The organism is Novosphingobium aerophilum, from assembly GCF_014230305.1.
Lineage (GTDB): Bacteria > Pseudomonadota > Alphaproteobacteria > Sphingomonadales > Sphingomonadaceae > Novosphingobium > Novosphingobium aerophilum.
In genome coordinates, this window is sequence record NZ_JACLAU010000012.1 from 62,663 (window position 1) to 74,833 (window position 12,171).

A 12,171-nucleotide genomic window follows, 5' to 3' on the forward strand; every position below is an offset into this window, starting at 1 on the left:
GAAGCGATGGACAGCGGCGATCCACCCCACAGGGCAGGCCTCAGGCCCGCGGATATCTCATCCGCGCTGGGCTGGTGGCGCGAGGCCGGGGTCGATTTCGACTATACCGACGCGCCGATCGCCTGGCTGTCCGCCGCGACAGACGACAGTGCGCCCCTGCCCGCCGCCCCGCGCGCCCGGGCCGAACCCGAGGCGCCGGCCGACCTGCCCACCGTGCCCTTTGGCGGAAACCGGGACGGCTGGCCGGGCTCCCTCGCCGATTTCCCTACCTGGTGGCTGACCGAGCCCACCCTGGACGAAGGCCAGGCGGGACAGCGCGTGCCGCCGCGCGGTGCGGCCGGGGCCGCGCTGATGGTGATCGTGCCGCAGCCCGAGGCGGAGGATGCCGGACATCTGCTTGGGGGAACCGAAGGGCGCCTGCTGGAGGCGATGTTCGCCGCCATGGGGCTGGACGCGACCCGGGTCTATGTCGCCTCGGCCCTGCCCCGGCACACCCCCCTGGCCGATTGGTCGGGGCTGGCGGCGCGCGGGGCCGGCGCGGTCCTGTCCCACCACATCGGCCTGGTCGCACCCGAACGCCTGCTGGTGTTCGGCAGCACCATCCTGCCGCTGCTTGGCCACGATCCAACGCATAGCGCTCAAACTTTACGCGCATTTAACCATGAAGGGCGAAGCGTGCCGCTGCTGGCCGCCCGCGACCTTGGCGCGCTCCTCGCGCGCCCGGCATGGAAGAGCGGATTCTGGCGGACCTGGTTGGACTGGACGGGACAAGAACGCACGTGACATCGGCATGGGCCTCCAGCACGAAGACCATCGCGCGCGCCTGCGCCGCGGCGGTTCTGGCGGCCGCCTGCCTGCCCGCTCCGGCCAGCGCCAACAGCGCCGCGGTCGACTATTTCCGCAACCGCGCCGACCGCACGGCGGTTCCCACCCTGCTGACCCAGGACGAGCGGACCTATTACAAGGACCTGTTCGGCGCGATCGAGCACCAGGACTGGACCAAGGTCCAGACCCTGCTGCAGGCCCGCCCCGATGGCCCGCTGCACCTGGTCGCCCGCGCCGAATACTACCTTGACGCCAAGAGCCCACGGATCGACCTGCCCGCCCTGACCGACTGGCTGGGCAAGGGCGCCGGCCTGCCGCAGGCCGAACAGATCGCGGCGCTGGCCACCAAGCGGGGCGCCACCGCCGTGCCGGCGCTGCCCGCCGCCCAGCCGCTCTACAGCCTGCCGACCAGCCAGAAACGGGTGCGCCCGCGCGACACCAACGACGGGACCATGCCCGCGCTGGTCGCCAGCAGCATCCAGGACAAGATCAAGGCCGATGATCCGTCGGGCGCGAAGATCCTGCTCGACGGGATCGACGCCGGGCTGAGCCTGCCGGCGCGGGCCGAATGGCGCGCCAAGATCGCCTGGTCGTTCTACATCGAGAACGACGACGCCTCGGCCTATGCCCTGGCCCAGTCCGCCGCCGAGGGGTTCGGCCCCTGGGTGGCCGAGGGCTGGTGGACCGCCGGTCTGGCGGCCTGGCGGACGGACGATTGCCAGGGCGCGGCCGATGCCTTCGCCCGCACCGCGGCGGCGGCCGACAATGCCGAGCTCAAGGCCGCCGCCTGGTACTGGCAGAGCCGCGCCCTGGTTCGCTGCCGCAAGCCCGAAGGGGCGAGCGCACCGCTACGACTGGCGGCCGCGCGCGACGAGACCTTCTATGGCATGCTCGCCGCCGAACAGCTCGGCCTGCGCCTGCCCGCCACGCACCAGTCCCCGGACTTCACCCAGGCCGACTGGCAGCGCCTGCGCGACAATCCCACGGTCCGCACCGCGGTCCAACTGGCCGAAATCGGCGAGGATGGGCTGGCGGACGAGGTGCTGCGCTACCAGGCGCGGGTCGGTGATCCGGGGCTGTACCAGCCGCTGTCCCGCCTGGCGCGGGATCTGGGCCTGCCTTCGACCCAACTGTGGATGGCCTATGCCGCGCCGATGGGCGGCAAGCCGGAACCGGCGCTGCGCTTTCCCACGCCGAAATGGACCCCGGCCACCGGCTGGAAGGTCGATCCGGCGCTGGTCTATGCCCACACCCTGCAGGAATCGATCTTCCGCACCAGCGTGACCAGCCCGGCCGGCGCGCGCGGGCTGATGCAGATCATGCCGGCCGCCGCGCGCGACCACGCCGCGGCGCTCGGCGTGTCGCCCGCCGACATAACCCGGCCCGAGGTCAACCTGGCGTTCGGCCAGCGGCACCTGCAAATGCTGCGCGACAACCCGGGCACTCAGGGCCTGCTGCCCAAGGTGATCGCAGCTTACAACGCGGGGCTAACCCCGGTGACCCGCTGGAACACCGAAATCCGTGACAAGGGCGATCCGCTGCTGTGGATCGAGAGCGTCCCCTACTGGGAGACGCGCGGCTATGTGAACATCGTCCTGAAGAACTACTGGATGTACGAGCGGCAGGCCGGCGGCCCGTCGGAAAGCCGGCTGGCCCTGGCCCAGGCCATGTGGCCGACCTTCCCCGACCTGACCGGCAGCCAGGCCGTGCGCATGGCCAGCAACGGCACGCTGCTACGGTCCAGTCGCTAAGCCCCGCTCAGCCGAAGACCGCAAGACCGGCCAGCACCAGCCCACCAAGGGTCAGCCCTGCCCCGAGTAACTGCGTACGACGAGGCGAGGCGGGCGGTGGATAGGCCTGCAGCGAACGCCCCTCCTCGAAAAACCGCTCGGCGGCGCCGGCATCGAGCTCTGCCCGGCGCCGTTCCCACGCCCCTTGCGCCCTGCGCCAGTGGCCCCTTGGGCGCAGCAGCATCGGCAAGCCGCTGCCCAGGGCAAGGGCTGCATAGAGCATGGCCTGATAGTCGATCGCCATGTCGGGTCCCCTCTCCACAGCCGATGCCCCGCCGGTCCGTGGCGCGGCAGGTCCGCCCCACCTGCTACTTCTTCTTCGGCGCCGGGTGGGCATCGAAGAACACGCGGGCCTGCCCCAGCATGGTCTGCCACCAATCGACCACGTCGGCAAAGTTGACCTGGTTGAGCCCGCCCACGGTGCTGACATCGTAAGTCATCATCAGGCTCTTGTCGCTTTCGTCGAAGGACATGACCGAAAAGCGCTTGTCCTTGTTCCATTCGTTGGCGAGCTGCGGGGAATTGGTGCCATCGTCACTGAACGTGACCGAAAAGCCCAGCGAGTTGCAGTTCTCGCCCTTGTCACAGCCGTAGAAGAAGATCGTGTAGTCATAGCCGGCCGCGGCCGAGGTGATCTTGGGGTTGCCGGTGTTGTCACTCCGCCCGAGCGCGGCCTTGAAGCCCTGGGCCTGCAGGCTGGCGACGACACCGGCCGGGTTCGACGCGCAGATCAGCGCCGAGGGGCAATCCGCAGCGGCGGCCGGGGCGGATGCCAGTGCCGTGGCCATGACAAGTGCCGCGATCGCTTTCGATCCCATCGATCATTCCTTCCCGTGCCGTGGCTGCGAACCTTCGATTGTCGGCCCGGACTTGTCAACGCGAACCACGGCGGGTCACGCCACCGCCAACACTGAAGACAAGATCGGTCACAAACGATAATTCGCATATCGCGAACCATTAACTACGATCAAACCATATGCATTTACTAAGTCTTAATCATAAACTTTAAATAAAAACATTGGTTAATGCGATTTATTCGCAAAACAATTTATCCTATATCCGGCCGCCATGATGACGGACGAACGACGGTTAATGGACAACGGCGGAATGGATCGGAGAACTTTGCTTCGTGGCGGGATCGGCGCAGCCGCGCTCACGCTGACCGGCTGCACCGCGCCTTATGGTTCGCACTTCTCCTATGCCACGCAGGTGGTGCCCAAGGACGAGTACGATCCGGCCACCTTCTGGGTCGACGTGCTGCTCCAGCAGATCTGTGCGCAGCGCATCCTGCCCCCGCGTGCCGCCTACAACTGCGCCGGGCCGACCGTGGCTGGCTTCATCGCCGCCAATGCCATCATGGGCGTGTACGAGGACAACTTCGGCATCGGCCAGGGTCCGCAGGGCGCCGATCCCCGGGCGGCCTACGGAGCCGCCTTCGCCACGGTCATGTCCCAGGTCGCCCAGTCGCCCATGATCGGCGAACGTGCCCGGTTCATGCGCATGATCCCCGATGGCGAGGCCAAGTCGGCCGGGGCCGAGTGGGGTCGCAAGGTGGGCCTCGAGATCGTCCGGCGCCGGACCAACGACGGTTCGGCCCCCAATCTCAACGCCAATTACCTGGGCCGCTGGAAGCGTCGGCAGGATGCCCTGCGCTGGGTGCCTTCAGGATCGTTCTACGGCACCCGGCCAGGGCCGATGGTGCCCGACTTCGTCCGGGGCCTCAGCCCGGGCCAAGGCTTCATCACCCCCTGGGCGATCCGGCGCGCCGAGGATTTCTGCGCGGTCGAGTTCCCCGACATGCGCAGCCCCGAATTCGCCGAAGAGTTCGATCTGCTCGCCCGCATGGGCGGGATGGATTCGCGCGAGCGCACGGCCGACCAGACCGAGATCGCGATCTTCTGGGAGGACGGCCCCTGGGGCGTCACCCCGCCGGGCCGCTTCATGCATGTCGGCATGCAATTGATGCAGGAGCGCGGGTTCGACTGGCTGACCAAGGCGCGGGCCTATGCCATGCTCGGCATGGGCATGTGCGATTGCTCGATCGCGGTCTGGTACACCAAGTACCACTACGACGTGCTCCGCCCGGAAACCGCGCTGAAGATGCGGGCGCGCGACTTCCAGAACCCCGATCCCCGGGTGCGGCCGCTGCCGGGCTGGCAGTCGGTTATCACCACCCCGCCGTTCCCGGCCTACACCTCGGGCCATTCCTCGTTCGGCGCGGTCGGCGGGCGGCTGCTCGAGCATGTGCTCGGCACCGACGAGTTGCGCTTCACCCTGGAATGCCCGGATCAGGTGATCTGGCCGCAGATGCGCGGCGTGAAGCGGCATTTCACCCGGATCAGCCAGTCGGTCGACGAGAACGGCCTGAGCCGGATCTACGGCGGCGTCCACTGGCTGCGCGACCACCAGGAATCGATGCGCATCGGCCAGGGCATCGCGGACCATATCTTTGCCAACTTCTTCAAGCGGGTGGCCTGAGCGATGCGGCGCCTTCCCCTCCGCCCGCTCGCCTCTGCGGCCGCGCTGACCGGCCTCGGCCTGGCCCAGCCTGTCCTCGCCCAGAGCGTGTCGATCAACTATGCCAGCCTCTCGACGCTGGAGGAACCGATCGCCTTCCGCTCGGGCCAGACCACCGTGGTACTCAACGGCCTGGTCGACGGCGGCGCCCGGATCAACTTCGACACCCGTAACCTGATCGATCCGGTCGTGACCGGCGTGGTCGCCAATGGCCAGGCGACGATCGAAAGCGAACTGGGCAACCGCTGGACCGTCGGCGCCTCCTACTTCGGCCAGTACGATACCTATGCGCGGACCTACCGCGCCAACAGCGTCGGCTTCATCCGCACCAGTTGGGGCAGCTTCATCGGCGGCAATGTCGCAGGCCTGATCCGCGAGGACACCCGCCGCCGCCGCGGGTTCGGCAACGGCATCCTGGCCTATGACGATTTCATCGGCACCAACGCCCGCTGGGGCGGGGTCTACCGCGTGGTCAACGGCCCCTTCGTCAGCGGCCTGATGGTCGACCAGGAGGGTAACGTCGAGATCGGGACCGTCTACCAGCGCCCCTATGGCACGCATGACATCCGTTGGTCGGCACGGGTGCGCCACGCCCGCACGCGCGATGCCGCCGGGCGGCGCCGCTTCACCACCACCGGCGGCATCGCCGTCGCCGACCTGACCTACGGCTCGTCGATCTACGATCTGGGCCTGGGTTACGAGCGGATCGCGGGTCTAGGCCTCTCGCTCGACCGGTGGTTCGCCTCGGCGGGCGCCCGCACCAAGATCCTCGGCTGGACCATGTCGCTCGAAGGCCATGTCGGGACGATCGACGGATCACCCGAATATGCCGCCGCGGCGGGCCTGGGCTATGCGATCAGCCGTGGGCTCTCGGCCAACCTCGGATTCAACCTCCGCGATGCCAACGTGGTGCGCGGCGGGATCCCGGTGCTGGTCGGCACAGATCAGAGCGCGGCGTTCTCGGTGCGGTACAGCTATTGAGCGGAGGCTGAGCGGAACGGCCCAGCGTTGCCCGCTTGTCATGATGTTCCCTTTGTGTTCCAGAGGGACATGGCAATCAGCCGCTCTCCCTCCCCCGATTCCCGCAAGGGCCGTGGCGCGCCTTCGGCCGAGGTCCCGACGCGGTTCGGGCTGGCCACGCGCGAAACCGACGGGGACTGGCGCGATGCGCGCGGGCTTGTGGACAAGGATGTGGGCAATCCCGAGGACATCCTGCGGACAACCGTCATCGAGGAACGGGCCCGCTCGATCCTGACCTTCAACCAGTCCCCCGACATTCCCTTCGACCGCTCGATCAACGCCTACCGGGGCTGCGAACACGGCTGCATCTACTGCTTTGCCCGGCCGACCCACGCCTTCCACGACCTGTCGCCCGGGCTCGATTTCGAGACGAGGCTGTTCGCCAAGCCCGAGGCCGCCCGGCTGCTGCGCGAGGCGCTGGGCAAGCCGTCCTATCGCTGCGCCCCGATCGCCATGGGCACCAACACCGATCCCTATCAGCCGATCGAGAGCCGCTACCGGATCACGCGCCAGGTGCTGGAGGTCTGCCTGGAGGCGCGCCAGCCGGTGACCATCACCACCAAGAGCGACCGGGTGCTGCGCGACCTTGACCTGCTGGCCGAGATGGCGCGGCACAACCTGGTCGCGGTCGGCCTGTCGGTGACCAGCCTGGACCCGCGCCTTTCGGCCCTGCTCGAACCGCGCGCAGCCGCACCGGCCAAGCGCCTGGCCGCGCTGGGCAGGCTGGCGGAGGCGGGCGTGCCGGCCCACGTCTCGATCGCTCCGGTCATTCCGGCGATCACCGACGAGTTCATGGAGCGCATCCTGACCGAGGCCGCCGGGCTGGGAGTGCGGTCCGCGAGCTGGATCATGCTGCGCCTGCCGCACGAGGTGGCGCCGCTGTTCCGCGAATGGCTGGCGCTGCACTATCCCGACCGGGCGGACAAGGTGATGGGTATCGTCCAGTCGGTCCGCAACGGGCGCGACAACGATCCCTCGTTCTTCAGCCGCATGTCTCCATCGGGCACCTGGGCCGATCTGTTCCGCGCCCGGTTCCGCATCGCCTGCCGCAAGCTGGGGCTGAACCGCCAGCGCGAGACACTGCAACTCGATTGCTCGCAGTTCCGACCGCCCCCACCGGACGGCCAGCTGGCCCTGTTCTGAGGTTCAGGCCACCAACCGCAGCGCCGGACCGCGTTTGGCCGAGAGCGAGACCCCGCTGATGCCGTCGATGCTCGCCACCCGTTCGGCCAGTTCGCCGTCCAGGTGGAAATCGCGGCCCAGTTGCACCAGCGGCTCACGCCCGGCGCCGGTGCGCAGGCGGGCCAGGACCTCGCCCTTGCCGGGCGCGCCGGGGGTGAGCAGCAGGGCCAGTTCCTGCAGCGCCTCGACCGTGGCGATCTCCAGCCGCAGCTCCATCCGCGCCGCCTCGCGCACTTCGGACAGGGGCCGGCCACCGCGCACCGTCACCCGGGGCGGTTCTTCCGGGCTCGGGCTGTCGAGCTCCACCTGCAGCAGCACGCAGGTCCCCTCGCGCGCCCACTGGACGAAGCTTTCGACCAGCGATTCCTCGAAGCACGAGGCCGAGAACTGGCCCGAGCTGTCCGAGAAGTCCGCCATGACGAAGTCCTTGCCGCGCTTGGTCTTGCGCCGCTGCACGCCTTCCACCATCGCCGCCATGACCGCCATTTGCCGCCCGCCGGCCACGCCGCTGGCCATCAGGCTCCCATAGGAGCGCGCGCCGTTGGCGCTGGCGATGGCGCGCCATTGCTCCACCGGGTGGGCGGCGAAGTAGAAGCCGAAGTTCTCGCGCTCCTTGGCCATCTGCTCGGCGCGCGACCAGGTTGGCGCCTCGACCAGCCGCAGCGCCTGCTGGGCGTGATCGTCGCCGCCGAACAGCCCGTGCTGGCCGCTGGTCCGGGTGCGCTCGGCCTCGTCGGCCACGGCCAGCAGCATGTCGGCATTGGCCAGGACCTTGGCGCGGTTGGGCTCAAGGCTGTCGAGCGCCCCGGCCGCGGCGAGCCCTTCCAACTGGCGCCGGTTCATGCTGCCATAGGGCACGCGCCGGAACAGGTCCTCCAGGCTGGCGAAGCGCCCGTTGGCCTCACGCTCGGCGACGATGGCGTCCATCGCCTTTTCACCGACATTGCGGATCCCCGCGAGGGCATAGCGCACGGCATAGCCTTGCTCGGTCTGCTCGACGGTGAATTCCGCCTCCGACCGGTTCATGTCCGGCCCGGCGATCTCGATGCCGTTGCGGCGCATGTCGTCGACATAGACCGCCAGCTTTTCGGACTGGTGCATGTCGAAGCACATCGAGGCGGCGTAGAATTCCTGCGGATAGTGCGCCTTGAACCAGGCGGTCTGGTAAGCCAGCAGCGCATAGGCCGCCGCGTGGGACTTGTTGAAGCCATAGCCGGCGAACTTGTCGATCAAGTCGAACAGCTCGTTCGCCTTCTTGGCGTCGATCCCGGATTCGCTGGCACAGCCATCAACGAAGCGCTGGCGCTGCGCGTCCATTTCGGCCTGGACCTTCTTGCCCATGGCGCGGCGCAGCAGGTCGGCGTCGCCCAGCGAATAGCCCGCCAGGATCTGCGCGGCCTGCATGACCTGTTCCTGGTAGACGAAGATCCCGTAGGTCTCGGACAGAATACCCGCCAGCTTCTCGTGAGGATATTCAATGCTTTCCAGGCCATTTTTACGACGGCCAAACAAGGGAATGTTGTCCATCGGGCCGGGCCGGTAGAGCGAAACGAGCGCGATGATATCGCCGAAGTTGGTCGGCTTCACCGCCGCCAGGGTGCGGCGCATGCCTTCGGATTCGAGCTGGAACACCCCCACCGTGTCGCCCGACTGGAGCAGGCGGTAGACCTCCGGATCGTCCCAGGCGAGCGCGCCCAGATCGATGGCAATGCCGCGCTTGCCCAGCAGGTCGACCGCCTTGCGCAGCACCGACAGGGTCTTGAGCCCGAGGAAGTCGAACTTGATGAGGCCGGTGTCCTCGACATACTTCATGTCGAACTGGGTCACCGGCATGTCCGAGCGCGGATCGCGGTAAAGCGGGATCAGCCGGTCGAGCGGGCGGTCGCCGATCACCACGCCGGCGGCGTGCGTGGACGAGTTGCGCGGCATGCCTTCCAGTTGCACCGCCAGATCGATCAGGCGGCGAACCTCGTCGTCATTGTCGTATTCGCGCTTGAGCTCGGCCACGCCGTTGAGCGCGCGCGGCAGGGTCCAGGGGTCGGTCGGGTGGTTGGGCACCAGCTTGCACAGCCGATCGACCTGGCCATAGCTCATCTGCAGGATGCGCCCGGTGTCACGCAGCACGGCGCGGGCCTTGAGCTTGCCGAAGGTGATGATCTGGGCGACATGGTCGGCCCCGTACTTGCGCTGGACGTAGCGGATCACCTCGCCGCGGCGGGTTTCGCAGAAGTCGATGTCGAAGTCCGGCATCGACACGCGTTCCGGGTTGAGGAAGCGTTCGAACAGCAGGCCCAGCCGGATCGGATCGAGATCGGTGATGGTCAGCGCCCAGGCGACCAGCGATCCCGCGCCCGAACCGCGCCCCGGCCCGACCGGAATGTCGTTGTCCTTGGCCCACTTGATGAAGTCGGCCACGATCAGGAAGTATCCGGCAAAGCCCATCCGGTTGATGATCTGGGTCTCGAAATCGAGCCGCTCGGAATACTCGACGAACTCCTCGCCGATGGCGGCCGGGCGCAGCCGGGCGAAGGCAGCGCGGCGCTCTCCGGCGTCGGCGATCCCGGACAGGCCGCGCAGCAGCTCGGCGATCTCCGCCTCGCTCGCCTCGGGATAGTAGGGGGCGAGCCGACGGGCGAGGCCGAGGCGGGCATCGTCCTCGAGCATTTTCGCCTCGCCCTCCTTGTCGCCGGCCAGGCTGGGCAGCAGCGGCTTGCGCTTGGGCGGAGCAAAGGCGCAGCGCTGGGCCACGACCAGGGTGTTGGCGGTCGCCTCGGGCAGGTCGGCGAAGATCTGCTCCATCACCTCGGCCGGCTTGACCCAGGCCTCGCCCGAGGAGCGCGGGCGGTCCGGCGCATCGACATGGGTGGAGTTGGCGATGCACAGCATGGCATCGTGCGCGCCGTGGAACTGGGCCTCGGCGAACATGGCCGGATTGGTGGCGACCAGAGGCAGGTCGCGGGCAAAGGCCAGATCGATCAGGGCCTCTTCGGCGGCCTCTTCCGCCGGATCGCCGCGGCGCGCGATCTCGACATAGAGGCGGCCGGGAAACAGCGCGGCAAGGCGCTCCGCCATGGCGTCGGCGCGGTCCGTTCGCCCTTCCGCGAGCAGGCGCACCAGCGCCCCCTCGCCCGCACCGGTCAGGGCGATCAGCCCATCGGTCGCCCCCTCCAGATCGGCCAGGGCCACATGCGGGTCACGCTCGAGCGGGCGGTCCAGGTGCGCGGCGCTGACCAGCTTGCACAGGTTGAGCCAGCCCGCCTCGTTCTGGGCATAGAGCGCGAGCCAGTCGATCGCGTCGGAACCGGGCCGGGCCACCGCCAGCAGCGTGCCGATCAGCGGCTGGATCCCGGCATCCTTGCAGGCCGAGGCGAAGGCCGGGGCGGCGTAGAGCCCGTTGCGATCGCAGATCGCGATCGCCGGAAAGCCCCGCTCCTTGGCCAGCTTGGCGATCGCCTTGGGATCGATCGCCCCTTCCAGCATCGAATAGCTGGAGAGCACGCGCAAGGGAACGAAGGGAGCGAACTGGGCCATCCCGGCAAGGTAGCGGCGGGGTCCCGCCGATCAAGGCAAGGCCCCGGGTGCGCTGGGGAAAAGCGGGCGGAAAAGCGTGGAAGGCCGATGCGGCGCGCGCCCGGCCTTAGCCCTAAAGCAGGGCCTCGATCGCGGAGCGCAACTGTTCCGGGCTGGTGGTCGGGCCGAAGCGGCCGGCGACGTGGCCCTGCCGATCGATCAGGAACTTGGTGAAGTTCCACTTGATCGACTCCGTCCCCAACACCCCCCGCGCGCCGGCCTTCAGCCAGCGGTACAGCGGGGTCGCCTTGCGGCCGTTCACCTCGATCTTGGCCATCAGCGGAAAGCTCAGCCCGAAATTGACCTGGCAGAAGCTGGCGATCTCGTCAGCCGATCCGGGTTCCTGGTGGCCGAACTGGTTGCACGGGAAGGCCAGGACCTCAAAACCGCGGTCGCGATAGTCCTGCCACAGCTTTTCGATCCCGGCATATTGCGGCGTAAACCCGCACTTGCTGGCCGTATTGACGATCAGCAAGACCTTGCCAAGCCGGTCCGCGAGACTAATCTCTGCCCCGCCCGGCAGGGCTGCGGTAAAATCGGCGATGGTGCGGTCATCCGTCATACGCCGAGTGTAGCGGAAAATCGGGCCGTTCTGCCAGCAATCTTATCTCACGAGACAGAAATAGTCGGTCACCAGCCTTGGCGATCGCGTATGCCTCGCGCTCGACCTCCGGCAGACTGGCAACAAAGGCGATCAGTTCGGCGAAAGTGCCGGTGCGCAGGCGCTTCATGCCGTGCAGCACGCCGCCACCGCCATCGCGCAATTGCAGGGTGGCATAATCGGTCCAGCCGATGCCGTGATCGCTGTCGGGTTCGGCGGCAAAAGTCGAGGGGTGCGCGCTCACCGCGGGTTCTCCTTGCTTGGCGTGGCCCCGATGGAAGAACGGCGGCGGACGACGAGGGGTTCCCGGCGACCAGGACGCCATCCCGATGGCATTAGAGCCTGCCCGGCCAGCGGCCCGGTCCGGGTTGGCAAGTTCAGAACGGCGATGCCCGGCCGAAAGGGGTGGGGAGCGGACATCTTCGATCCTCCCCTGTTTCATCCGCAGGATGCAACGGGGGAGGTGTCGGCCGCCGCAGGTGGCTGACGGAGGGGGCCGGTTGCTGTCCCCCTCCACCCCGCTGCCTGCGGCAGCGCGGTCCCCCTTGTATCTTGAAAGTGGTGCATGATGCGATTGCGGGAGGCTCCGCTAGCGGAGCCTCCCGCCCGTTCGCGAGCCCGCGTCCCCCTTGGTCGTAGCAGCCCGCTGGGGAGCTTGGGCCCGGA

10 protein-coding genes are annotated in these 12,171 nt (G+C 68.1%); 5 read left to right on the forward strand and 5 right to left on the reverse strand.

What is annotated here, in order from left to right:
- Positions 1-6: 6 nt before the first annotated feature.
- Positions 7-783, forward strand: coding sequence for a uracil-DNA glycosylase family protein (locus tag H7F49_RS09765; RefSeq protein WP_185683407.1), 777 nt, complete (start codon positions 7-9; stop codon positions 781-783).
- Positions 780-2,576: a lytic transglycosylase domain-containing protein gene (locus tag H7F49_RS09770; RefSeq protein ID WP_407940301.1), complete on the forward strand. Its 1,797-nt coding sequence runs from the start codon at positions 780-782 to the stop codon at positions 2,574-2,576. Before H7F49_RS09765 ends, H7F49_RS09770 begins: the two co-directional genes overlap by 4 nt.
- Positions 2,577-2,583: 7 nt before the next feature.
- Here H7F49_RS09770 and H7F49_RS09775 read toward each other — a convergent pair whose 3' ends face one another.
- Together H7F49_RS09775 and H7F49_RS09780 are read right to left on the reverse strand one after the other, a co-directional pair.
- Positions 2,584-2,859: a hypothetical protein gene (locus tag H7F49_RS09775; protein WP_185683409.1), complete on the reverse strand. Its 276-nt coding sequence runs from the start codon at positions 2,857-2,859 to the stop codon at positions 2,584-2,586.
- A 64-nt stretch (positions 2,860-2,923) separates the two neighbouring features.
- Positions 2,924-3,433: a YbjN domain-containing protein gene (locus H7F49_RS09780; protein ID WP_185683410.1), complete on the reverse strand. Its 510-nt coding sequence runs from the start codon at positions 3,431-3,433 to the stop codon at positions 2,924-2,926.
- A 289-nt stretch (positions 3,434-3,722) separates the two neighbouring features.
- Between H7F49_RS09780 and H7F49_RS09785 the strand changes: the two genes are divergently transcribed.
- The 3 genes from H7F49_RS09785 to H7F49_RS09795 all read left to right on the forward strand — a co-directional run bounded on the left by H7F49_RS09785 (position 3,723) and on the right by H7F49_RS09795 (position 7,295).
- Positions 3,723-5,093, forward strand: coding sequence for a vanadium-dependent haloperoxidase (locus H7F49_RS09785; RefSeq protein WP_185683411.1), 1,371 nt, complete (start codon positions 3,723-3,725; stop codon positions 5,091-5,093).
- Positions 5,094-5,096: 3 nt separating this feature from the next.
- Complete coding sequence (locus tag H7F49_RS09790; RefSeq protein ID WP_185683412.1) at positions 5,097-6,113, forward strand: hypothetical protein; 1,017 nt, start codon at positions 5,097-5,099, stop codon at positions 6,111-6,113.
- A 69-nt stretch (positions 6,114-6,182) separates the two neighbouring features.
- Positions 6,183-7,295 carry a PA0069 family radical SAM protein gene (locus tag H7F49_RS09795; RefSeq protein WP_185683413.1) on the forward strand — a complete coding sequence of 371 codons (1,113 nt, stop codon included), beginning with the start codon at positions 6,183-6,185 and terminating at the stop codon, positions 7,293-7,295.
- A 3-nt stretch (positions 7,296-7,298) separates the two neighbouring features.
- Here H7F49_RS09795 and dnaE read toward each other — a convergent pair whose 3' ends face one another.
- From dnaE to H7F49_RS09810, 3 genes are all read right to left on the reverse strand, one after another.
- Complete coding sequence (dnaE, locus tag H7F49_RS09800) at positions 7,299-10,865, reverse strand: DNA polymerase III subunit alpha (RefSeq protein ID WP_185683414.1); 3,567 nt, start codon at positions 10,863-10,865, stop codon at positions 7,299-7,301.
- A gap of 112 nt (positions 10,866-10,977) precedes the next feature.
- The gene (locus H7F49_RS09805; protein ID WP_185683415.1) at positions 10,978-11,466 is read right to left on the reverse strand and encodes a glutathione peroxidase; all 489 of its coding nucleotides are present in this window, start codon (positions 11,464-11,466) and stop codon (positions 10,978-10,980) included.
- Positions 11,456-11,749, reverse strand: a complete 294-nt coding sequence (locus tag H7F49_RS09810) for a hypothetical protein (RefSeq protein WP_328806653.1) — start codon at positions 11,747-11,749, stop codon at positions 11,456-11,458. The genes H7F49_RS09805 and H7F49_RS09810 overlap by 11 nt, the downstream gene beginning before the upstream one ends.
- Positions 11,750-12,171 lie beyond the last annotated feature (422 nt).